Genomic DNA, 21,264 nt, shown 5'->3' with positions numbered 1-21,264 from the left:
GCGCCAACTTCTTGATTTCACTTGAAGTTTCAGGTGCGGTGCAGCATCGCGAGCGTCATTCCGCGACGTACACCTGGGTGCCGGCGGCGGCCACCGTATCGGCCATGTCGGACGGCAGCGGCTTGTCGGTGAAAAGCGCGTGCACCTGGCTCAGATGGCCTTGGCGCACCAGCGCCGGGCGGCCCACCTTCGAATGGTCGGTCACGAGGTAGACCGTGCGCGCATGCTGCATGATCGCCTCGGCCACGCGCACCTCGCGCGTGTCGAAATCGCGCAGCGTGCCGTCGGCCTCGATCGCCGACGTGCCGATGATCGCGTAGTCGACCTTGAACTGGCGGATGAAGTCGATCGCGAGTTCGCCGACGATGCCCTTGTCCCACGGCCGCACGATGCCGCCCGTGATCAGCACCTCGCAGTCGGGGTAGCCGCTCATCATCGACGCGACGTTCAGGTTGTTCGTGATCACGTGCAGCCCGTGATGGCGGTTCAGCGCGCGCGCGACTTCCTCGGTCGTCGTGCCGAGATTGATGAACAGCGACGCCTGGTCGGGGATGTGCGACGCCGCGAGCGCCGCGATGCGCCGCTTCTCGTCGTGGAACATCCGCTGGCGCGCCGTGTACGACACGTTCTCCGAGCTGGTCGGCAGGCTCGCGCCGCCGTGGTAGCGGCGCAGCAGATTCAGGTCGGCGAGCCAGTTCACGTCGCGGCGGATCGTCTGCGGCGTCACCGCGAAATGCGCGGCGAGATCGTCGACGGTCACGAAGCCGTCGCGCTGCACCCATTCGAGCAGTTCCTGCTGGCGCGCGTTGAGGGTGAGGCGGGGATCTCGGGTCATGGCTCGATGGTCGTGTCGTGAGACGGAGCGGGTATTGTAAGGGCGGCAACGGCGTTCGGCCGGCCTGCCGGACGTCGGCGCGCATGATTCATGCGGAAATTGCATGGATTCATGTGACAAATGAATTTGCGCGATTGCGCCGATCGCGCTGCAATGGCGGATTGCCCGCTCGTGCGGGCGCGTTCATTCGGCTTTCGACGAGGTGGTAGCGATGACTGACTTCAACTGGCACAACCCGTATCCGTCGACCCGCATCCCGGTGTTCGCGCGCAACGTCGTGTCGACGTCGCACCCGCTTGCCGCGCAGGCCGGGCTGCGGATGCTGTGGAAGGGCGGCAACGCGGTGGATGCGGCGCTGGCCGCCGCCGCCGCGATCACGGTCGTCGAGCCCGTGTCGTGCGGGCTCGGCGGCGACGCATTCGCGCTCGTGTGGGACGGCGAGCGGCTGTCCGGGCTGAATGCATCGGGCGTGGCGCCCGCCGCCTGGAACGTCGACTACTTCCGCAAGCGTCACGGCGCGGACGCGCGCGGCATCGCGAACAAGCCGACGCGCGGCTGGGACACCGTCACCGTGCCGGGCGTGATCGCGGGCTGGGAAGCGCTGCACGCGAAGTTCGGTTCGCTGCCGTTCGCGGACCTGCTCGAGCCGGCGATCGAGATCGCGGAGCGCGGCTATTCGGTGCCGCCGATCGTCGCGCACAAGTGGGCGGCGGCCGTTCCCGAACTGCAGGGCCTGCCCGGCTTCGCGGACACCTTCATGCCGCGCGGCCGCGCGCCGCTCGTCGGCGAACGCATGTGCCTGCCCGGTCATGCGCAGACGCTGCGCACGCTCGCGAAGGACGGTGCCCGTGCATTCTACGAAGGCGCGCTCGCCGAGCGTATCGCCGCGTTCGCACGCGAAGGCGGCGGGGCGCTGACCGAAGCCGACCTGCGCGCGTACCGGCCGGAATGGGTCGAGCCGATCGGCAAGCGCTTCGGCCGCCACACGATTCACGAGATCCCGCCGAACGGGCAGGGCATCGCCGCGCTGATCGCGCTCGGCATCGCCGAGTATGCGGGCGTGACCGAATGGCCAGTGGACTCGGTCGATTCGCAGCATCTGCAGATCGAGGCGATGAAGCTCGCGTTCGCGGACGTCTATCGCTACGTCGCCGATCCGCGCGCGATGGACGTCACGCCCGAACAGATGCTCGACGATGCGTATCTCGCCGAACGCGCGAAGCTGATCGATCCTGCACGTGCGACGCACTTCGCCGCCGGCCGCCCGCATTCGGGCGGCACGATCTATCTGTCGGCGGCCGACGAACGCGGAATGATGGTGAGCTTCATCCAGTCGAACTACATGGGCTTCGGTTCCGGGCTCGTCGTGCCCGGCACGGGCATTGCGCTGCAGAACCGCGGGCACGGCTTCTCGATGGACCCGGCTTCGCCGAACGTCGTCGCGGGCGGCAAGCGGCCGTTCCACACGATCATCCCGGCGTTCGTCACCGAGGAAGCCAACGGCCGCACCGAGGCCGTGATGAGCTTCGGCGTGATGGGCGGCGACATGCAGCCGCAGGGCCATCTGCAGACCGTCGTGCGGATGCTCGGTTACGGCCAGCAGCCGCAGGCCGCGTGTTGCGCGCCGCGCTGGAAGGTCAACCGCGACTTCACGCTCGACGTCGAGGCGACGATGAACCGCGCGACGGTCGACGCGCTGGCCGCCCGCGGCCACACGATCAAGTCGGTCGACGATCCTTACATGGATTTCGGTTCGGGGCAGTTCGTCTGGCGCCTCGATCCCGACGATCCGGAGCGCGGCTACGTGGCCGCGAGCGACAGCCGGCGCGACGGGCTGGCGGCCGGTTTCTGACGGATCGCTTCCAGCTTTCCCGGCGGTTTTCCGGCAGTTTCCCTGCATCACGGGCGGCCCTGCGGCCGCCCGTTTTCGTTTGGGCACCGGCGCATACCATCGAATGCGCGCAAGCGGTTTGAAGGTCCCGTCTAACGAACGGCAACGGACGCCGTGGAACTGCGCCTCTCGGGCATGGTCAGTGCTTTGGAGCACGAACATCAAAGTCCGGCTAAGATGCCAGCATGGTTCGGCCGGACCGATTCACTATAAACGCAAGTAAAACGCCGCCTGCGGATCGGCTGGCGCCTGTGCCCCAGGCATGGGCCGGCCTCCGCGCGACGACTGGGAGCGCACCACCATGGACACCAAAACCACGCATGTGATGCCGTGGCGTATCGAGGACATCGACCTGAACCGGATCGATCGTCAGCGTGCCGCCGCGAACGAGGATCTGTTGCTGCTGCTGTGCGCATCGTCGTTCATCGAAAGCGGCTCGGATCTCTATACGAGCAATCTGAGCGAGTTCTTCAACGACGATCCGGAAGTCTCCGCATGGCTCAACAATGCATGGGAGCACGAAGAATTGCAGCACGGCCGCGCGCTGAAGGCGTACATCGCGCACGTGTGGCCCGAGTTCGACTGGGATACCGCGTTCGCGAATTTCTTTGCCGAGTATTCGAAGACCTGCTCGGTCGAGGCCTTCGAAAAAACCCGCGCGCTTGAAATGGTCGCACGCTGCGTCGTCGAGACGGGCACGGCCACGCTCTATCGCGCGATCAACGAATGCTCGGACGAGCCGGTGCTGAAGGAAATCACCGACAACATCCGCACGGACGAAGTGCGCCACTACAAGCACTTCTTCAAGTTCTTCAAGAAGTACAACCAGGTCGAGGGCAACGGCCGGCTCGCGGTGCTCGGGGCACTCGCGCGCCGCGTGATGGAAATCAAGAACGAGGATTCCGAGATCGCGCTGCGCCACGTATTCGCGATCCGCTATCCGGATCGCGTCGGCGACAGCCAATACAACCGCGAGCGCGTCGCACGCATCAGTTCGCTGGTCCGGCGCAACCTGTCGGCCGACATGTGCGTGAAGATGCTGCTCAAGCCGCTCGATCTGCCCGCGAGGATCCAGCCGGGCGTGCACTATCCGCTCACGAAGATCACGCGGCACGTTTTCATGCGCTGATCGCCGCGGCGCGGCCCGTCGCGCGTATGCTGGCGCATCCTCATCCGATCCGCACCCGGGCCACGCCATCATGACCGATCCCCATCGCCACGCGCTCGAGCAATGGACGTTCGACGCGTGGCCGTCCGCCGTCGTGTCGCTGTTCGACGGCACCGCACTCGAGCGTCATGCCGATATCGCCGCGTCGCTGATCGTCGCGACCGACGACGGCCAGTTGCGCACGACGCTGCTCGGCGTCGGCGAGATCTATGCACACGATGCGCGCACGCTGCTGATCGCGCTCTGGCCGCAGTCGCGGGCGGCGCGCGCGATCGCGCAACGGCGCACCGCCGCGTTGACGCTCGTCGCGGACGGTGCGTTCTTTCAGGCACAACTGGAGATGGCGCCGCTCGAAGGAGACTTCGGCGGACTGGCCGGATTCGCCGCGACGATCGCGCACGGCGATGCGCAGCGGGTCGGCTATGCGCGTCTCGCGACAGGCGTCACGTTCACGCTGGAAGGGGAGCGCGCCGCGGTGCTCGCACGCTGGCAGCGCCAGATCGAGCACCTGCGGCGCGCGGCCGCGCGGCTTCAGTGACCGCGCTGGCCGCTGCGCGACGAACGGTTGCGGTTCGCGTGCGCGGCGTTGCCGCTCGCCGGGCGCGCGCCGTTGCCGCCGCCCGCCGGACGTCCGCCGCTATTGCCCGCGGCGCCGCCTTGCGTGCGCGGCTTCGCGGCCTTCTGCGGTGCAGCTTTCGCTTGCGCGGCCTTAGGTTGCGCGTTGCCGTCGCGTTTCGCGGCCGGCTGGCCTGAGCCGCTGCCACGCGGCTGACGATTGCCGCCGCCGCCGCCACCGCCACCACCGCGCGGTTGCTGTTGCCCGCGGCGCTGCTGGATCGGTTCCGGCTTCGCGTTCGGATCGGGTTCGAAGCCCGCGATCACTTCCTGCGGGATCTCGCGCTTGATCAGCCGCTCGATGTCGCGCAGCAGCTGCTTTTCGTCGACGCACACGAGCGACACGGCTTCGCCGGTCGCGCCTGCGCGGCCCGTGCGGCCGATCCGGTGCACGTAATCCTCGGGCACGTTCGGCAGGTCGAAGTTGACGACGTGCGGCAACTGGTCGATGTCGATCCCGCGCGCGGCGATATCGGTCGCGACGAGCACCTGCAGCGTGCTGGTCTTGAACTCGGCCAGCGCGCGCGTACGGGCCGACTGGCTCTTGTTGCCGTGGATCGCCATCGCGCTGATGCCGTCCTTCGTCAGTTGCTCCGCAAGCCGGTTCGCGCCGTGCTTGGTGCGCGTGAACACGAGCACCTGGAACCAGTTGTGTTCGCGGATCAGGTGCGTGAGCAGCTCGCGCTTGCGGTCGCGGTCGACCGGGTGGATCTTCTGCGCGACGCTCTCGGCGGTCGTGTTGCGGCGGGCGACCTCGATCAGCGCGGGCGAGTCGAGCAGGTTGTCGGCAAGCGCCTTGATTTCATCGGAGAAGGTGGCCGAGAACAGCAGGTTCTGGCGCTTCGGCGGCAGCTTCGCGAGCACGCGCTTGATGTCGTGGATGAAGCCCATGTCGAGCATCCGGTCGGCTTCGTCGAGCACGAGGATGTCGAGATTCGACAGGTCGATGGTCTTCTGCTGCATGTGGTCGAGCAGGCGCCCCGGCGTCGCGACGACGATGTCGACGCCGCGCTTGAGCGCATCGATCTGCGGATTGATGCTGACGCCGCCGAACATCACGGTCGAGCGCAGCTTCACGTACTTGCTGTACGCGCGGACGCTTTCCTCGACCTGGGCGGCGAGTTCGCGCGTCGGCGTGAGGATCAGTGCGCGCACCGCGCGCTTCGCGCCACGGTGCTCGGCATAGAACGTGTGCAGGCGTTGCAGGATCGGCAGCGTGAAGCCGGCGGTCTTGCCGGTGCCGGTCTGTGCGCCGGCGAGCAGGTCGCCGCCGCCGAGGACGGCCGGGATCGCCTGCTGCTGGATCGGGGTCGGCGACGTGTAGCCGAGCTCGTTGACCGCCTTGACCAGCGGTTCGGCCAGGCCGAGAGATTCGAAAGACATAGATACCACTCTTGAGTTTTATGATCGGCGATGCGTCGCGCGGCCCGCGCGGCAAACCCGCATCGCAAAACAGCCAAAAAGCAAAAGGGCGCGGCCGCGGTTTCCCGCAGCCGCGCCCCGTGTGTGTGAGCCGCTTCTTAGTCGAGCGGCGCGGAACGCAGATCGCTCACCTGTTGCGGCGAGATCGGCGTACCGTTGTTACCCCAAGACATCCGAATATACGTGACGACCGCCGCTACCTCCTGGTTCGACAGCGACTGTGCGAACGGCGGCATCCCATACGGACGCGGATTCTTGAACGTGCTCGGCGGGTAGCCGCCATTCAGCACCATGCGGATCGGGTTGACGGCCGATTCCATCATGATCGAGTGGTTGCCCGCGAGCGGCGGATAGGCCGGCGGCTTGCCGGCGCCGGTTTCGGCGTGGCAGGTCGCGCAGTTGTCCGCGTAGATCTTCTTGCCCTGGTCGAACAGCGCGTTGCCGAACTGCTTCGACGGCTCGTACTGCATGTTCTTCGGCGCTTCAGCCTTCTGCGGGATCGACTTCAGGTACGTCGACATCGCGCGCGTATCTTCGTCGCTCATGTACTGCAGGCTGTTGTGGACCACGTCCGCCATCGGGCCGAACACTGCGCCCTTGTGCGACACGCCGGCTTGCAGCAGGTCGGACAGCTCCTGCACGTGCCAGTCGCCGAGGCCGAGTTCCTTGTCGTTCGTCAGCGACGGCGCATACCAGTTCTGCAGCGGGATCAGGCCGCCGGCGAACGCCGACGAGCTCACCGGGCCGCCCATCATGTTGATCGACGTGTGGCACATCGAGCAGTGGCCGAGGCCTTCGACGAGATACGCGCCGCGGTTCCATTCGACCGACTTCGTCGGATCCGGCTTGTACTCGCCTTCCTTGAAGAACAGCGTGCGCCAGCCGATCAGCAGGTTGCGGTTGTTGAACGGGAACTTCAGTTCGTGCGGACGGCTCGGCACCGACACCGGCGCCACCGAGCGCAGGTACGCGTAGATCGCGTCCGAATCGGCGCGCGTGACCTTCGTGTAGCTCGCGAACGGGAAGCCCGGGTAGAGCAGGCTGCCGTCCTTCGAGCGACCCGTGTGCATCGCACGGTAGAAGTCGTCCGACGTCCACTTGCCGATACCGTTCTGGTCGTCCGGCGTGATGTTCGGCGTGTACATCGTGCCGAACGGCGTCGCCATCGGCAGGCCGCCCGCGAACGACTTGCCGCCGCGCACGGTGTGGCACGCGATACAGTCGCCGACGCGCGCGAGGTATTCGCCCTTCTTGATCAGCGCGGCCTGATCGGCCGGCGTGGCCGCGACGGCGGCAGCGCCGTGCAGCGTGTCGTTGCCCGGCCACAGGACCGGTACGAGGGCGGCGGCCGCGACGATCGCGACGGCCGAGAGTGCAAACAGGGACTTGCGTTTCATTGTGTCTGTCTCCCTTGCCTTATTGCGGTTCGCTGCCGCAGGCGAGCGGAGTCTTCATCGAACGCGCCGGGGCCGGCACGGGGTTGGCGGGCGCCGGTTGCGCGGCGAGCCATGCGGTCACGGCCGTCACGTCTTCGTCGGAAAGCTTCGCGGCGATGTCGTGCATGCAATCGGGCGCCTTCGCGTGGCGGTTGCCCGAGCGCCATGCGCCGAGCTGCGCGCTCAGGTAATCGGCGTGCAGGCCGACGAGGCCCGGAATCGCCGGCTGCATGCCGGTCAGCCCCGCGCCGTGGCAGGCCACGCAGGCCGGCAGCTTGCGGGACGGGTCGCCCTGCGTGACGAGCTGCTTGCCGCGTGCGAGCGTCGTGGCCGGCAGCGTCGGCTTCGCCGGCGTCGGGTACGGCGGACGTTCGGCCGAGAAGTGCTCGGCGATTTCGCGCAGGTAGTCGTCGTTCAGGTACGTGAGCAGGTAATTCATCGGCGGGTACTTGCGCCGGCCGTCACGGAAGTTGACGAGCTGGTTGTACAGGTACTCGGCCGGCTTGCCGGCAAGACGCGGGAAATAGTCGTTGTCCGTGCCCTGGCCGTGAACGCCGTGGCATGCGGTACAGCCGCGCACGCGCTCGGCCATGGTATCGGGTGCCTTGAGCGGCGCCTGCTGGGCGTGCGCTTGCTCCGTGGGCTTGGTCTGCGCTTGGGCAGCGCTCATAAGGCCCGCGCCGCCGATCATCAGAACGGCGAACAGCGGACGGAAGAGGCGTCTTGAAGACACACGAGACTCCATGTTTATTCGTCGGGGACCTTGTCCGGGCTACGATCGGCTCGGCGCATGGACGGCAGGACAGCCGGGCTGCTGCGACGCGGCATTCTATCATCGATGGGTAATGACGGCTATTTGACGAAAGGACATCGGTTCCTGTCTGTTTGCGACTTGCGACAATTTGACGCGCATTGCGCAACGCTCGAGTGAACCGGCGTGCGCTTTCGCCCTCGAAGACCGTACACTCGCGGGTCGCGCGGCGCCGCCTCCGCCGCAGGTCCAGTCATTTCTCCCGTTTCCGGATTCATCGATGACGTTTCTTACCGTGCCGTTGCCTGCCTCACGCTGTCCGTCCCGTTGCCGCCGCACTGCCGGCCTGCCGCTTGCGGGAGGGAATGCGCGATGAAGTTCGACAGCTTGTGGATCGGTCAGGTCGCGCTCGCGGCGCTGATGGATGCGGCGTTCGCGATGGCGGTCGGCTCGGCGCTGCTCAAGGCGTGGCTCGGCAAGGACGGCGCGCGGCCGGTCGTCGCGCCGTCGCATCCCGCATGGCTGCGTGCGCAACATTCGCTGGTCGCGGCGGCGCTGGCGCTGGTGCTCGCCGATCTCGGCTGGCTCGTCTACGAGGCCGCGACGATGAGCGGTGCGGGGCTCGGCGGCGCGTTCGCCGCGATGCCCGTCATGCTGATGCAGACGCATACGGGATTCGCGTGGAGCGTCGCGTTCGCCGGCGCGGTGGTGCTCGCGTTCGTGGCGCTCGCGAAGCCGGACGGTCCGCTCGCGCATGCGGTGCTGTGGCTCGCGGTGATCGTGGTCGCGGCCGGCAAGGCGTCGCTCGGCCATGCGGCCGATAGCGGCGTGCTGTCCGCGGCGGTCGGCGTGCAGACGCTGCACCTGCTGGCCACTGCCGTCTGGGGCGGCCTCGTGCTCGCGGGTGGGCTCGCGGTGCTGCCGGCGCTGGGTACGTCGGTCGCGCGCGGCGCGCTGATCCGCATCGGCCAGCGCCTGTCGCGTACGTCGATCGCCGCGGTCGTCTTCGTGCTCGGCACCGGCGTGCTCAACGCGATCCGCGGGCTCGGCGGCTCGCTCGCGCCGCTCGACGGCAGCACGTGGGGGCGCGTGTTGCTGCTGAAGCTGCTGCTCGTCGCGCTCGCGCTCGTGCTCGGCGGGCTCAACCGCTTCTCGGCGCTGCCGCGCCTGCGCCGCACCGCGTCGACCGAGGACGCGCACACGTTTCGCAACATCCTGCATCTCGAAGGGATGACGATGATCGGCGTGTTCGTCGCGGCCGCCGTGCTGTCGTTCAGCGTGCCGGGGTTCGCGGCGCTCGGCTGACGGCAGGTTCCGCGCGGCGCAATGCAAGCGCGCAATGCAGGGACGCGAAGGGCGTGCGCCACGCATGGCATGCTCGCCGCGCATGCAAAAACGGCCGCCTGTCAGTTCATCGGGCGGCCGTACTCGAGTCGATGCGGATCGCGCCGGCCGCGGCCGCGCGCGTTGCGCATCGCACTCACCACTCGGCGACGCTGCCGTCCGCGTGGCGCCACACAGGGTTGCGCCAGCGATGGCCCGTCTTCGCCATCTCGCGCACCTTCTCCTCGTTCACGTCGATGCCGAGCCCCGGGCCCTGCGGGATCGCGACGAAGCCGTCTTCGTAGCGGAACACCTCGGGGTTGCGCAGGTAGTCGAGCAGGTCGTTGCCCTGGTTGTAATGGATGCCGAGGCTCTGTTCCTGGATGAATGCGTTGTAGCTGACCGCGTCGAGCTGCAGGCACGCGGCGAGCGCGATGGGTCCGAGCGGGCAGTGCAATGCGAGCGCGACGTCGTAGCTTTCCGCGAGCGTCGCGATCTTGCGGCACTCGGTGATGCCGCCCGCGTGCGACGCGTCCGGCTGAATGATGTCGACGTAGCCGCCCGCGAGGACGTGCTTGAAGTCCCAGCGCGAGTACAGCCGTTCGCCGAGCGCGATCGGCGTGTTGGTCTGGTTGACGATGTCGCGCAGCGCCTCGGCGTTCTCCGACAGCACCGGCTCCTCGATGAACATCAGCTTGTACGGATCGAGTTCCTTCGCCAGCACCTTCGCCATCGGCTTGTGCACGCGGCCGTGGAAGTCGACGCCGATCCCCACGTGCGGGCCGACCGCGTCGCGCACCGCCGCGACGTTGGCGATCACCTGCTCGACCTTGTCGTAGGTGTCGACGATCTGCAGCTCTTCGGAGCCGTTCATCTTCACGGCCTTGAAGCCGCGCTCGACGACCGCGCGCGCATTGTTCGCGACGTCGCTCGGCCGGTCGCCGCCGATCCACGAATACACCTTGATGCGATCGCGCACCTGGCCGCCCAGCAGCGCGTGCACGGGCACGCCGTGATGCTTGCCCTTGATGTCCCACAGCGCCTGGTCGACGCCCGCGATCGCGCTCATCATGATCGGGCCGCCGCGGTAGAAGCCCGCGCGGTACATCACCTGCCAGTGATCCTCGATCAGGAGCGGGTCGCGGCCGACGAGGTAGTCGGCCAGTTCCTGCACGGCGGCCTCGACCGTGTGCGCGCGACCTTCGACGACCGGCTCGCCCCAGCCGATGATGCCCTCGTCGGTTTCGATCTTGAGGAACAGCCAACGGGGCGGGACGACGAACGTTTCGAGGCGGGTGATTTTCATGACGCGAGTCTCCATGATTGACCGGCGCGGCCGTGCCGACGCGGCACACGATCCGTGCTTTCGCGATTATCCTAGCGTAGTCGAATAAAAAATAGTATTAATAGCATTAATGTGCAGATAGTGGGCACCGCACCCGACGGAGAACGATCATTCAACGCGACCTGCATGGACAGACGGCCTTCCGGCTCGCGACGGCGATCCTGCGCGGCGACTATCCGCCCGAATCGCTGTTGCCGAGGGAACCCGACCTGATGGAGATGTACGGCGTGAGCCGCACGGTGATGCGCGAGGCGTTGCGCACGCTGACGTCGAAGGGGCTGGTCGAATCGCGGCCGAAAGTCGGCACGCGCGTACGTCCGCGCCGTGCGTGGAACCTGCTCGATGCCGATCTGCTCGACTGGTATGCGCGCGTCGCGCCGCCCCTCGCGTTCGCGCTCAAGCTGCAGGAGATGCGCGAGATGATCGAGCCGTACGCGGCCGCGCTGGCCGCGCGCACCCATACGCCCGACGCGTTCGACGCGATCGAGGGCGCGGCGCGCGCGATGGCGGCCGCGCGCAACGTCGACGAATGGGTGCGCGCCGACCTGCGCTTTCACCTGAGCGTGCTGGAGGCCGGCGGCAACGAGCTGCTGGTGCCGCTCGGCGCGCTGATCGATCGTACGCTCGAGGCGCAACTGCAGCTGAACGCGCGTCGGGCGGACGTGTACAACGCGTCGCTTGCCGAGCACACGGCCGTCAGCGACGCGATCCGCGTGCGCGACGAGGACGGCGCGCGCCGCGCGATGGCGACGCTGCTCGCGGTGACGCGCGCGCGAATCGAGATGTCGTGACGGGAGCAGGGCGGCCGGTGCCGCGCCGTCAGGCGGCGTTCGCGCAGCCGCCCGGCTTGTGGATGCGCTCCGTCGACGCCGGGTACTTCGCGAGCAGGCTCGCCGGCCGCCGCGGGCGAGCGACCAGGTCGCCGCCGCAGTTCGGGCAGCGGCCCTTCAGCACGTCGTCCGCGCAGGTCGCGCAAAACGTGCACTCGAATGTACAGATGCGCGCGTCCGCCGAATCGGGCGGCAGGTCCTTGTCGCAGCATTCGCAACCGGGGCGCAGTTCGAGCATGATGGTCTCCTGGGTCGGTGAGGGATGGGCGCCGCCCGGACATTGCGTGCGGCGCGTGCGAGCGCTACTGTACGCGTTTGGATCGGCCCGGCCAACGGTGTCCCGCCCGGGCGCCGGCGACGCGCACGGGCCGCACCGGGAGACGACCATGCTTTATCGCGGAAGCTGTCACTGCGGCGACGTGACGTTCGAGGCGGAAGGCGACCTGCAGGGCGTGATGGCGTGCAACTGCTCGATCTGCCACCGCAAGGGTGCGCTGATGTGGTTCGTGCCGCGCGACCACATGAAGCTGCTGACGCCCGACGAGAATCTGGCGACCTACCTGTTCAACAAGCACGTGATCCGGCATCGCTTCTGCAAGCGCTGCGGGATTCACGCGTTCGGCGAAGGCGTCCACCCGGACGGCACCGCGATGGCCGCGATCAACGTGCGCTGCCTCGAGGGCGTCGACCTCGACGCGCTGCCCGTCACGCACTACGACGGCCGCTCGCGCTGAGCGGCGCGCCGGCGCGGGCGCCTGCGCGCCGCGATCGGATCAGGACGGTTGCACGGCGGCCGCGTTCGGCGCAGGCGTTTCCGCCTGCGGTGCGGGCCCCGCGGTGCGCGTGCCGGCGTCGGCCGGGCGTTCGATCAGCGGCGCGAGCGCGGGCGCCATCGACTTCAGCAACTGCACGGCCATCGCGCTCGTGAAGTCGTAGCGTGCCGCATACGGCTCGTGCGCGGTCGCCGTCAGCACGCCGAAGAACCGGTCGCCGAGTGCGAACACGAAGGTGCCGCTGCGGTTGACCTTGCGCGACTCGATCAGCCGCGCGCCGCGCGCATAGACGTTGAATCGCTGATCGCCCGTCCCCGTCTTGCCATATACGTCGAGCGTCTTGCCGTCCGGCAGCGTGAGCCCGCCCGCGAGGCGGCGCGCGGTGCCGTGGAGCACGACGTCGCGCAGCAGCGTGTGCGTCACGTTGACGATCTCCGGCGACAGCATCGGCTGCGGCTGCGCGGCCGCGCGCACGAAGCGGGTTTCGTACGGCGTGCCCTTCGCGAAATCGAGCCGCGTGATCGTCTCGGTCGGCGCCTTCTGGCCGCCGTTCGCGACCAGGCCGATCAATTTCGCGAGCGCGTCGGGCTGGTCGCCCGATGCGCCGATCGCGGCCGCGTAGGACGGCGTCACTTCCGCGAACGGGTAGCCGAGCGCGCGCCACGACTTCGTGATCTCCGCATACGCGCGCAGCTCGACCATGCGGCGGATGCGCCGGTCCTGCGTCGCGTGGTAGCGGGTCTTGTACAACCATGAATACGTGTAGAAACGCACCTCGCGGCTGTCGCGCTGAACGTCGGCGAGCGCTGCGCCCGGGTGCGCGCGCAGGTAGTTGAGCGTCCACAGCGCGAGCGGATGGACGCTCGCGATATAGCCGCGGTCGTTGAGGTTGAAGCGGTCGATCGCGTACTTCGCATAGAGCGCGGCGAGATCGTCGTCGGACAGCGTCGCGGCCGGCGTGCCCTTCAGTTGCGCGCGCATCTGCGCATCGAACCATGCGAGCGATTCGTTCGGCGCGACGCTGCGTAGCACCGTCGCGATCTTCGGCGGCGACTTGCGTACGTCGCGCAGCATCAGCGCGAGCGCGTCGTCGGGCGCCTTGCCCGCATAGCGCGTGTAGTACCGCTTCACGTAGACCTGGCTTTCGCCGTCGACGAATTGCTGAAGGTAATGCTGGCGCTGCGCCGGATCGCCGAGCCACGACGACGACGGCCCGGCCGCTTGCAGCGTCTCGTAGTGGACGATGTCGCGCATCAGCCGCACGAACACGAGGTTGACCGAGTGCTCGAACGCCGCGTGCAGCGTCATGATGCGGCCGTTGTCCGACTTCTCGAAGTTGGAGAACACCTGCGCGCCGCCGCCCGTGTAGAACACGTCGGGGCTCGCCGAATACTTGCGTTCGACGGCCGCATCGAGCATCGCCTGCAGCGAGCGGTCGCGCGTATGCGACAGGTAGTCGAGTGCCCAGCGCGACAGCCCGTCGATCGGATCGGGCTTCACGCGCGCCAGCGCCGCGTTCGACAGGTTCGCATAGCGCGCATGCAGATCGGAGACGATCTGCAGGTACGTGATCAGCGTGCGCAGCTTCGCGGTCGAGCCGAGGTTGATGCGGCCGCCGCGATTCACGTCGAACGGCTGGTTCACGCTGTCGGTCTGCACGCGCAGCAGGTTCGCGCCGTTGCGGTGTTCGTACAGCGTGAAGCTGTACGTGAGGTGCGACGGGTCGTCCTTCGGCGCGAGCATCTCGAAACCGTACAGGCCGGCGGCCTGCGCGCCGTCGCGCGTCGACGCCTGCGCGAGCCGCTGGGCGACCGCCTGCTGCACGCCGTTGTCGAGGGTGCTGGTAGCCTGCAGATCGAGCTGGTCGAGCTGGTACAGGTCGCCGATGCCGAGCGCCGACAGCAGCGACGCGCGCGCGGAGGTTACGGCCTTGCGCGACACGAACGACTGCACGCGCGCGGCGGCCGGCGGCGCGCTGCGTTCGATCTGCGCGGCGAGCGCGGCATCGCGCAGCGCGGGCGAGATCACGCCGCCGTTCGACAGCAGCCGCAGGTAGCTGTCGGTCAGCTTCTGCAGCGCCGGATAGCCGCGGTTGAGGAAGTACGACGGCGCGCGCTGCGCGATCAGCAGCGACAACACCTCGCGGAACGTCTTGCCCTGCTGGTCGACGTTGTCGCCGGTCGTCGGCGCGGACAGCACGCGGTTGACGTCGTTGAAGTCGCGGCCGTACCACGCGGCGAGACCGTCGCCGATGCCGGTGATTTCGCCCACGTGCGGCCGCGCGGCGAGCGGCACCGAGTTCAGGTAGCGCACGACGATCGTGCGGCGCGCGAGCATCGTTTGCGGGCCGTTCAGGTAGGCGCGCACCGACGCGGAGGCGATCTGCCGCAGCTTCTCGGGCGGCGTCGCGGTGCGGCCCTCGGGCGAATGGCGGAACTTCTCGATCTGCGTCGCGAGCGTGCTGCCGCCCGGGCGCGACTGATGGCGGTTGACGACGTGCAGCGCCTGGTCGGCGAGCGCGCGGCTGAAGCGCCCCCAGTCGATCGCCGGGTTGCGGTTCGGTTCGTTCGCGTCGAGCAGGTAGCGATCCTCGATGAATAGCAGCGAATCGGTGATCACGCGCGGCACGGTGTCGAAGTCGGCATAGACGCGCTGCGGAAACACGGTCGCGAACAGCGGCGAGCCGGTCGAATCGAACAGCATCAGGCCCGTCTGGTCTTTCTCTTCGTAAGGGAGAAACAGCCCGCGCTGGCCAAGCGACAGCATCCGTTGCGAATCGCGCGCCTGCTCGCTGACGACGAAGCCGCGCGCGAGCAGCCGCTGCTGGAACGCGGGAATCATCGCGTAGCCGAAGCGCTGGTCGTACGGGCCGTTCGCGGGGAAGCGGATGTGATCGCTCGGCCCCGCTTCGACCGTGTAGCCGACGTCGCGGGTGAGCTCGGACAGGTAGTGCGCCTGCAGCCGGGATGTTTCGATCTCGGTCTGCACAAGCCGCGCGACGATCGCCACCGCGATCAGCAGTGCGGCGAGCAAGGACCACTTGACCCACGTCCAGACCGATGCGAGACCGGTCACGCGCGGCAGGATACGATTCAGCGGCCGATTCATGGCGGCGTCTCCCTGAGGGCGCGGTTATCCGGCCGCACCCTATTGAGGATTAGTGTAGTCCTCCGCGGCGGGCTGCCAAGGCCGGTTGACTACCGAGATGCGCCGGCGCAACAGGCGTGCCCATACCGGCCGAGCGACCGGCCAACGGCCGCAGGAGCCCCAGCCGGCGCGCCGCCCGGGCCATGCGACGGTCGAACGGGCAGCGGTGAATCGGCGTGAAAAATGGTGCGCGATTCCACGGTTCATTCAACTGACGAAATGGTCGATCAGGTGATCGACGAAAAGCCGGGCCTTGCGCGGAAAGTGCCGCCGGCTCGGATACGCGACATTCATTTCGAGCGCCTCGAGCCGATAGCCGGGCAGCAGCGCCAGCAGCCGGCCGTCGTCGAGATCCGACTCGACGAGGAAGTCGGGCAGGACCGCGACGCCCATGCCGGACAACGCCCAGTTCCGGATCAGCCCGACGTTGTTCGACGACGCGGACTTGTTCGGACGCACGGTGATGCGCGTCTGGTCGTGATCGAACGACAGGTATTCGCCCATGAAATCGGCATGGAATGCCAGGCATGCGTGCGACGCGAGATCATGCGGATGCATGGGCGCGCCATGCCGGTCGACATATTGCGGCGCGGCGCAGACGATCTGCTTGAGCCGCGTGAGCGGGCGCTTCACCAGTGTGTTGTTGCTGATGTGCTGGGACAGCAGCAGGCCGACGTCGAAGCCCTCCGACACGAGGTCGACGTGACGATCCACGATCGTGACTTCCGGCACGATGGCCGGGTGGCGCATCTTGAACGCGTCGATGGCCGGCGCGAGCACGTGCATGCCGAACATGACCGGCGCGGCGATTTTCAGCGATCCGATCGGTTCGTGATGCATCGATGCGATCGTTTCCTCGACCCGGTCGATTTCGTCGATCACGTGACGTATCTGCGCCAGATAGAGATGGCCCGCGTCGGTCAGCGACAGGCTGCGGGTGGTGCGATTCAGCAGGCGGGCGCCGAGCCGATCCTCGATGCTCATGACGAGGCGGGTGGCCGACGAATTGGATATGTTCAGTTCCGTGGCCGCGCGCACGAAACTACGAAGTTCGGCGACCTTGACGAAGAGTCGCATCGGTAGGAGTTCGTCCATTTTTTTATCGATATATAGAAAGTGTTGATTGAATTCTATCTATCGGTTTACTGAATTTTAATGGGCTTTTTTTACGAATGATTATTATGGAATTGCGTATTTATCGGGTGTGAGAACGGCCGGAGAATGATGGGTTCCGAGGTGGGTAGGTCGTTGAATCAATGATTTGATTCGGTTTGCTATTAAACCTTTTTGGTGGGATTGTATTTAGTAATTGTACGAAAATATAGGTTAATTTTTTATTAAAGCATCCGCTATTCTCGATGCAATGTGATGCCGAGCCGGATGTGTCCTGTCGTCACGGCAGCTTCGCGCGATTGCGTCGACGCATGGCTTCGACGAAGCAGTGGATCGGGTAGCCGCAGGCAACCGGGCAGCGCATCGCGGCTCGTGAGCACACCGGGGCGCCGGATAGCCGCGCGCGACGCATACTTCTTGCAGCCGCCGGTTGGTGCCGCGGGAGGCGCGTGTCGCGGCGACGAGCGATGATATGCTCGCGGAACGCCCGCGATCGACGGGCAGTTTGCCCGCGCGCGACTGCGTTGCGCGGCGTTTCCGAGGGAAGAACCGACATCATGAGCCGCAAATTCATTCTGAAGGGCGACACGACCGATCACGGCGGCGTCGTGCTCGAAGGGATCGCCAATTCGTCGTTCGACGGGCGCGAACTCGCATACCTCGGCGCATCCGTGTTCTGTGCGGCGTGCAAGTCGCCGGGCGTGATCGTGTCGGACGGCGGCGAGCGCACGATGACCGTGATGGGTAAGGTCGTTGCCCTCGAACACGACTTGTGCCAGTGCCAGTGCACGCCGCAGCCGAAACTGATCGCGTCGCAGGCCACCGGGACCATCTCGGCGTAAAACGCGCCGCGCGGATGCAGCCACGCGGAGGCAGCCGCGCGGACGCAGTTGCCCTCCGGGCGGCATCGATGCACGGGCGCTTGCCGTCAGGCGCTGCCTTCGGTCTCGATCACGAGGATGCGCGCGGCGCCGAGCGGATGCGCGACGTGCTCGGTGCCGACCGTCGCGTGGAAGACGTCGCCCGTTTCGAGCACCGTCGCGTGCTCGACGCCTGCGTCGCGGTAGCGCATCTCGACGCGGCCATCGAGCACCGCGAACACCTCCTCGCCGTCGTTCACATGCCAGCGATACGGCTGGTCGGTCCAGTGCAGCCGGACCGTGATGCCGTTCAGGTTCGCGATGTCGAGGGCGCCCCACGCGCGGTCCGCCGTGAATGCGGCGCTCCGGATGATGTTCATCGATGTGTTCCCCGGCACGCGTGCGCGCCGCTTTCCAGTGATTTTCCCGACATCCGCATTCAGCGCGACGTGGCGCGCAGCGCCTGCTCGACGATCTGCTTACGCTTCGCGAAGCCGGCCGCCGAACGCTCGGTGACGCGCTCCACGACCGCGGCCGGCGCGGTGTCGGGCGAGCCGGCGTCGAACGGCGGCGCGGGCGCGTATTCGAGCTGCAGCTGGATCGCCTGCGCTTCCTCGTCGCCGACCAGCTCCGCGGCGATCGTCAGCGCGAAATCGATGCCGGCCGTCACGCCGCCGCCCGTGACCAGGTTGCCGTCGCGCACGACACGCTCGCGCACGGGTATCGCACCGAGCGGTTCGAGCAGCGCGTGGTATCTCCAGTGCGTCGTCGCGCGCCGCCCGCGCAGCAGGCCGGCCACGCCGAGCAGTAGCGACCCCGTGCAGACCGACGTCACGTAGCGCGCGGTGGCCGCGCGCCGTTGCACGAACGCGATCGTTTCGGCATCGAGCAGCAGCTCGTTGATGCCGATCCCGCCCGGGATGCAGATCACGTCGAGCGGCGGGCAGTCGTCGAACGTACAGGTCGGCGCGAGTGCGAGGCCGCTGCTCGACGCGACCGCGTCGCGCGACTTCCACACCAGATGGACGGCCGCATCCGGCAGCGACGCGAGCACGTCGTGCGGGCCGGTGAGGTCGAGTTGCTGGACGCCCGGAAAGACGAGAAGGCCGATATGCAGGGTCATGCGAAGGCTCCGAGAGGGAAGGGAACGCGCGCCGTTCGGCACGGGATGGACAGATCGATTCTAGGCGCGTAGTGTTTGGCGAAATCGCCATATCCCCCACGTTTTCAGCCAATGGACATGCCTGCCGCCGCCCCGCGTTCGATCCTGGTCCTCGCGTTTCCCCGTGCGCAATTGCTCGATGTGACGGGGCCGCTGCAGGTGTTCGCGTCCGTCAACGAGCTCGCGCTGGAGCGCGGGCAGCCGGCGCCGTATGCGCCGCGCGTCGTGGCCGTCGAAGCGGGGCCCGTCGAGACGTCGTCGGGCCTCGTCGTGATGGCCGAGTCGCTCAGCGCGGCCGCGCGCCGTCCGGATACGCTGATCGTCGCCGGCGGCAAGGGCGTGCATGCGGCATCGAAGGATGCGCGGGTGGTGCGCTGGGTGCGGCAGCAGGCCGGGCGCGCGCGGCGCGTGGCGTCCGTCTGCACCGGCGCGTTTCTGCTCGCGGAAGCCGGCCTGCTCGACGGCCGGCGCGCGGTCACGCATTGGGCGCGCTGCGACGAATTCGCGGCGCGCTACCCGAACGTGCGCGTCGAGCCGGACCCGATCTTCATCCGCGAAGGCGCGCTGTGGACGTCGGCCGGCGTGACGGCCGGCATCGATCTCGCGCTCGCGCTGGTCGAGGAGGATCTCGGGCGGGCGACCGCGCTCGACGTCGCGCGAGAACTCGTCGTGTTCCTGAAGCGTCCGGGCGGGCAGGCGCAGTTCAGCACGATGCTGTCGATGCAGCGCACCGCCGACCGGTTCGGCGAGCTGCACGCATGGATGGCCGAGCACCTGACGGCCGACTTGTCAGTGCCCGCGCTCGCCGAGCGCGTGAGCATGAGCGAGCGCAGCTTCGTGCGCCACTATCGCGCGGAAACCGGCCGCACGCCCGCGCGCGCGGTCGAGCAGATCCGTGTCGAGGCCGCGCAACGCCTGCTCGGCGAAACGGCGTGGCCCGTCAAGCGGATTGCCGGGCGTTGCGGTTTCGGTTCCGAGGAGACGCTGCGGCGCAGCTTCGTGCGCGTGCTCGGCGTGTCGCCGCAGGGGTATCGCGAGCGGTTCGTGCGCTAACGTTGGACGGATGAGCGGGGCCGGCGCGACGCCGCCCGGAACTGATTGGAAACGGGTCGATTTCCAGTCCGAAGCATTGGAACTATTCAGGATATGAGAACAATGGACGGGGGCTTGTGCCGCGCCCGTCGCGCGCTCTATTCTGTTCCGTTGGCGATTCGAAGGGGGAAGCAGCATGGACCGCATTCAGGCAATGGAAGTTTTTACCCGCGTGGTCGACGCGAACAGCTTCACGCGGGCGGCCGACACGCTTGCGATGCCGCGCGCGTCGGTGACGACCATCATCCAGAATCTCGAGGCGCTGCTCGGCGTGCGCCTGATGCACCGGACGACGCGCCGGCTGTCGCTGACGCAGGAGGGCGCTGCGTACTACGAGCATTGCATGAAGATCATCGCGGAGATCGCCGAGGCCGACGCGAGTTTCCAGGCCGGCAACCGCAAGCCGAGCGGCATGCTGCGCGTTCACATGCCGAGTTCGCTCGGGCGGCGCATCGTGCTGCCGTCGCTGTCGGTCTTCCGGCAGCGCTATCCGGACATCACGCTCGAGCTGGGGCTGTCCGACCGCTACGTCGATCCGGTCGAGGAAGGCATCGACTGCATGATCCGGGTCGGGCCGCTCGAGGATTCGTCGATGGTCGCGCGGCGCATCGGGATGCTGAAGCGCGTGACGTGCGCGTCGCCCGATTACCTCGCCCGCCACGGCGAGCCGAACGAGATTGCCGATCTCGTCGATCATCATGCGGTGAATTTTCGTTCGAGCCATGGCGCGCGGGCGATTCCGTGGGTGTTCATGATCGACGGCAAGCCATTCGAGGTGCGGATGAACGCCAGCGTCACGGTCAACGATTCGGATGCGTACGTGACGTGCGGGCTCGAAGGCTTCGGGATGATCCAGCCGACGCTGTTCATGGTGCTGCCGAACCTGCTCGACGGCTCGCTGGTCGAGGTGCTGCCGGACTGCAATCCGAAGCCGAAACCGATCTCGATCGTCTATCCGCACAACCGGCATCTGTCGCAGAAGGTGCGCGTGTTCGCCGACTGGATCGCGGAGCTGTTCGAGTCGACGCCGGCGCTGGAGGGTGGGGAAAACTGGCGGGGGAAGGTGGAGGTGCAGGCGGCGCTCCAGAGAGGGGCGGTGGCCGTGTGACGCTGCGCATCGGCGCGCAGCGCTTGGCGCCGTTTCGGTTGCTCCGTCAAATGCCGCCGCTGCACGATCCGTGCCGTGGGCGGCCGAGTGGCTGATGGGCCGGGCTGGATCATCATCGATGCGTGAGCGAGTGGGGTGTTGATGCAGACGGGGATGTTGCGACAGGAAGTCACTGACGCGTGACGCAATGAAAAAAGCCGCTGTTCCTTTCGAAACAGCGGCTTTTCGCATTTGGTGGCGAATCAGGGATTCGAACCCCGGACCTGCGGATTATGATTCCGTCGCTCTAACCGACTGAGCTAATTCGCCGAAGACTTGAATTATGTCGATCGGCCGTCCGGCTGTCAATACCTTTTTCCATCTTTCCCGAAAAAAGTTGCCGCCGCCCCGTGC

Annotated in this window: 19 protein-coding genes and 1 tRNA gene; 9 read left to right on the top strand and 11 right to left on the bottom strand. The window is 67.2% G+C overall.

The features are described 5' to 3' along the window. Positions 1–55: 55 nt before the first annotated feature. Positions 56–835, bottom strand: a complete 780-nt coding sequence (locus tag CFB46_RS01440) for a DeoR/GlpR family DNA-binding transcription regulator (RefSeq protein WP_027785351.1) — start codon at positions 833–835, stop codon at positions 56–58. Positions 836–1,046: 211 nt separating this feature from the next. Here CFB46_RS01440 and CFB46_RS01435 point away from each other — a divergent pair, with 211 nt between their 5' ends. The 3 genes from CFB46_RS01435 to CFB46_RS01425 all read left to right on the top strand — a co-directional run bounded on the left by CFB46_RS01435 (position 1,047) and on the right by CFB46_RS01425 (position 4,432). Continuing rightward, positions 1,047–2,687, top strand: coding sequence for a gamma-glutamyltransferase family protein (locus CFB46_RS01435; protein WP_027785350.1), 1,641 nt, complete (start codon positions 1,047–1,049; stop codon positions 2,685–2,687). A 340-nt stretch (positions 2,688–3,027) separates the two neighbouring features. Then, positions 3,028–3,855: a ferritin-like domain-containing protein gene (locus CFB46_RS01430; protein ID WP_027785349.1), complete on the top strand. Its 828-nt coding sequence runs from the start codon at positions 3,028–3,030 to the stop codon at positions 3,853–3,855. 70 nt (positions 3,856–3,925) lie between these two features. Next, the gene (locus CFB46_RS01425; RefSeq protein ID WP_027785348.1) at positions 3,926–4,432 is read left to right on the top strand and encodes a hypothetical protein; all 507 of its coding nucleotides are present in this window, start codon (positions 3,926–3,928) and stop codon (positions 4,430–4,432) included. Here the strand turns inward: CFB46_RS01425 and CFB46_RS01420 are convergent. The 3 genes from CFB46_RS01420 to CFB46_RS01410 all read right to left on the bottom strand — a co-directional run bounded on the left by CFB46_RS01420 (position 4,426) and on the right by CFB46_RS01410 (position 8,112). Continuing rightward, positions 4,426–5,892: a DEAD/DEAH box helicase gene (locus CFB46_RS01420; RefSeq protein ID WP_027785347.1), complete on the bottom strand. Its 1,467-nt coding sequence runs from the start codon at positions 5,890–5,892 to the stop codon at positions 4,426–4,428. The two genes, CFB46_RS01425 and CFB46_RS01420, sit on opposite strands and share 7 nt — an antisense overlap. 137 nt (positions 5,893–6,029) lie before the next feature. Next, on the bottom strand, positions 6,030–7,328 hold the full coding sequence (locus CFB46_RS01415; RefSeq protein WP_027785346.1) for a c-type cytochrome: 1,299 nt from the start codon (positions 7,326–7,328) through the stop codon (positions 6,030–6,032). Between the two features lie 19 nt (positions 7,329–7,347). After that, positions 7,348–8,112 (bottom strand): c-type cytochrome, encoded by a 765-nt coding sequence (locus CFB46_RS01410; RefSeq protein WP_027785345.1) that lies wholly within the window; start codon positions 8,110–8,112, stop codon positions 7,348–7,350. Positions 8,113–8,490: 378 nt separating this feature from the next. Between CFB46_RS01410 and CFB46_RS01405 the strand changes: the two genes are divergently transcribed. Beyond that, positions 8,491–9,423: a CopD family protein gene (locus tag CFB46_RS01405; RefSeq protein ID WP_027785344.1), complete on the top strand. Its 933-nt coding sequence runs from the start codon at positions 8,491–8,493 to the stop codon at positions 9,421–9,423. Positions 9,424–9,598: 175 nt separating this feature from the next. On the opposite strand, the gene dgoD is transcribed toward CFB46_RS01405, so the two are convergent. Next, positions 9,599–10,747 carry a galactonate dehydratase gene (gene dgoD / locus CFB46_RS01400; RefSeq protein ID WP_027785343.1) on the bottom strand — a complete coding sequence of 383 codons (1,149 nt, stop codon included), beginning with the start codon at positions 10,745–10,747 and terminating at the stop codon, positions 9,599–9,601. A 146-nt stretch (positions 10,748–10,893) separates the two neighbouring features. Here dgoD and CFB46_RS01395 point away from each other — a divergent pair, with 146 nt between their 5' ends. After that, complete coding sequence (locus tag CFB46_RS01395; RefSeq protein ID WP_034185441.1) at positions 10,894–11,577, top strand: FadR/GntR family transcriptional regulator; 684 nt, start codon at positions 10,894–10,896, stop codon at positions 11,575–11,577. Between the two features lie 28 nt (positions 11,578–11,605). Here the strand turns inward: CFB46_RS01395 and CFB46_RS01390 are convergent, their stop codons facing one another. Continuing rightward, positions 11,606–11,854, bottom strand: coding sequence for a DUF1272 domain-containing protein (locus CFB46_RS01390; RefSeq protein WP_027785341.1), 249 nt, complete (start codon positions 11,852–11,854; stop codon positions 11,606–11,608). 148 nt (positions 11,855–12,002) lie between these two features. Here CFB46_RS01390 and CFB46_RS01385 point away from each other — a divergent pair, with 148 nt between their 5' ends. After that, positions 12,003–12,350, top strand: a complete 348-nt coding sequence (locus CFB46_RS01385) for a GFA family protein (protein WP_027785340.1) — start codon at positions 12,003–12,005, stop codon at positions 12,348–12,350. A 39-nt stretch (positions 12,351–12,389) separates the two neighbouring features. On the opposite strand, the gene CFB46_RS01380 is transcribed toward CFB46_RS01385, so the two are convergent. Both CFB46_RS01380 and CFB46_RS01375 read right to left on the bottom strand, forming a co-directional pair. Continuing rightward, positions 12,390–15,497: a transglycosylase domain-containing protein gene (locus CFB46_RS01380; RefSeq protein ID WP_027785339.1), complete on the bottom strand. Its 3,108-nt coding sequence runs from the start codon at positions 15,495–15,497 to the stop codon at positions 12,390–12,392. Positions 15,498–15,743: 246 nt separating this feature from the next. Next, entirely contained in the window at positions 15,744–16,631 is an 888-nt protein-coding gene (locus CFB46_RS01375) for a LysR family transcriptional regulator (protein ID WP_027785338.1), read from the bottom strand. A 575-nt stretch (positions 16,632–17,206) separates the two neighbouring features. On the opposite strand from CFB46_RS01375, the gene CFB46_RS01370 reads away from it, so the two are divergent. Continuing rightward, positions 17,207–17,491 carry a PAAR domain-containing protein gene (locus CFB46_RS01370; protein WP_027785337.1) on the top strand — a complete coding sequence of 95 codons (285 nt, stop codon included), beginning with the start codon at positions 17,207–17,209 and terminating at the stop codon, positions 17,489–17,491. 86 nt (positions 17,492–17,577) lie between these two features. Here the strand turns inward: CFB46_RS01370 and CFB46_RS01365 are convergent, their stop codons facing one another. Beyond that, on the bottom strand, positions 17,578–17,889 hold the full coding sequence (locus CFB46_RS01365) for a cupin domain-containing protein (RefSeq protein ID WP_027785336.1): 312 nt from the start codon (positions 17,887–17,889) through the stop codon (positions 17,578–17,580). A 59-nt stretch (positions 17,890–17,948) separates the two neighbouring features. Next, on the bottom strand, positions 17,949–18,632 hold the full coding sequence (locus tag CFB46_RS01360) for a DJ-1/PfpI family protein (protein ID WP_027785335.1): 684 nt from the start codon (positions 18,630–18,632) through the stop codon (positions 17,949–17,951). Positions 18,633–18,749: 117 nt separating this feature from the next. Here CFB46_RS01360 and CFB46_RS01355 point away from each other — a divergent pair, with 117 nt between their 5' ends. Next, positions 18,750–19,724 (top strand): GlxA family transcriptional regulator, encoded by a 975-nt coding sequence (locus CFB46_RS01355; RefSeq protein ID WP_027785334.1) that lies wholly within the window; start codon positions 18,750–18,752, stop codon positions 19,722–19,724. Between the two features lie 175 nt (positions 19,725–19,899). Then, positions 19,900–20,871: a LysR family transcriptional regulator gene (locus CFB46_RS01350; RefSeq protein ID WP_027785333.1), complete on the top strand. Its 972-nt coding sequence runs from the start codon at positions 19,900–19,902 to the stop codon at positions 20,869–20,871. 232 nt (positions 20,872–21,103) lie between these two features. Here the strand turns inward: CFB46_RS01350 and CFB46_RS01345 are convergent. Then, positions 21,104–21,180, bottom strand: a tRNA-Met gene (locus CFB46_RS01345). Between the last annotated feature and the right edge of the window lie 84 nt (positions 21,181–21,264).

The sequence above is a fragment of the Burkholderia sp. HI2761 genome (assembly GCF_002223355.1).
Lineage (GTDB): Bacteria > Pseudomonadota > Gammaproteobacteria > Burkholderiales > Burkholderiaceae > Burkholderia.
Note: the sequence above shows the minus strand (reverse complement) of the source record. Positions and strands in the feature narration are given on the sequence as shown.

Bases quoted from the DNA above. Each gene is read 5' to 3' on its own strand.
- CFB46_RS01440 (WP_027785351.1), bottom strand. From the start codon at position 835: ATGACCCGAGATCCCCGCCTCACCCTCAACGCGCGCCAGCAGGAACTG.
- CFB46_RS01405 (WP_027785344.1), top strand. From the start codon at position 8,491: ATGAAGTTCGACAGCTTGTGGATCGGTCAGGTCGCGCTCGCGGCGCTG.
- CFB46_RS01435 (WP_027785350.1), top strand. From the start codon at position 1,047: ATGACTGACTTCAACTGGCACAACCCGTATCCGTCGACCCGCATCCCG.
- CFB46_RS01365 (WP_027785336.1), bottom strand. From the start codon at position 17,889: ATGAACATCATCCGGAGCGCCGCATTCACGGCGGACCGCGCGTGGGGC.
- CFB46_RS01430 (WP_027785349.1), top strand. From the start codon at position 3,028: ATGGACACCAAAACCACGCATGTGATGCCGTGGCGTATCGAGGACATC.
- dgoD (WP_027785343.1), bottom strand. From the start codon at position 10,747: ATGAAAATCACCCGCCTCGAAACGTTCGTCGTCCCGCCCCGTTGGCTG.
- CFB46_RS01420 (WP_027785347.1), bottom strand. From the start codon at position 5,892: ATGTCTTTCGAATCTCTCGGCCTGGCCGAACCGCTGGTCAAGGCGGTC.
- CFB46_RS01355 (WP_027785334.1), top strand. From the start codon at position 18,750: ATGCCTGCCGCCGCCCCGCGTTCGATCCTGGTCCTCGCGTTTCCCCGT.
- CFB46_RS01425 (WP_027785348.1), top strand. From the start codon at position 3,926: ATGACCGATCCCCATCGCCACGCGCTCGAGCAATGGACGTTCGACGCG.
- CFB46_RS01415 (WP_027785346.1), bottom strand. From the start codon at position 7,328: ATGAAACGCAAGTCCCTGTTTGCACTCTCGGCCGTCGCGATCGTCGCG.
- CFB46_RS01410 (WP_027785345.1), bottom strand. From the start codon at position 8,112: ATGGAGTCTCGTGTGTCTTCAAGACGCCTCTTCCGTCCGCTGTTCGCC.
- CFB46_RS01380 (WP_027785339.1), bottom strand. From the start codon at position 15,497: ATGAATCGGCCGCTGAATCGTATCCTGCCGCGCGTGACCGGTCTCGCA.
- CFB46_RS01390 (WP_027785341.1), bottom strand. From the start codon at position 11,854: ATGCTCGAACTGCGCCCCGGTTGCGAATGCTGCGACAAGGACCTGCCG.
- CFB46_RS01375 (WP_027785338.1), bottom strand. From the start codon at position 16,631: ATGGACGAACTCCTACCGATGCGACTCTTCGTCAAGGTCGCCGAACTT.
- CFB46_RS01385 (WP_027785340.1), top strand. From the start codon at position 12,003: ATGCTTTATCGCGGAAGCTGTCACTGCGGCGACGTGACGTTCGAGGCG.
- CFB46_RS01360 (WP_027785335.1), bottom strand. From the start codon at position 18,632: ATGACCCTGCATATCGGCCTTCTCGTCTTTCCGGGCGTCCAGCAACTC.
- CFB46_RS01370 (WP_027785337.1), top strand. From the start codon at position 17,207: ATGAGCCGCAAATTCATTCTGAAGGGCGACACGACCGATCACGGCGGC.
- CFB46_RS01350 (WP_027785333.1), top strand. From the start codon at position 19,900: ATGGACCGCATTCAGGCAATGGAAGTTTTTACCCGCGTGGTCGACGCG.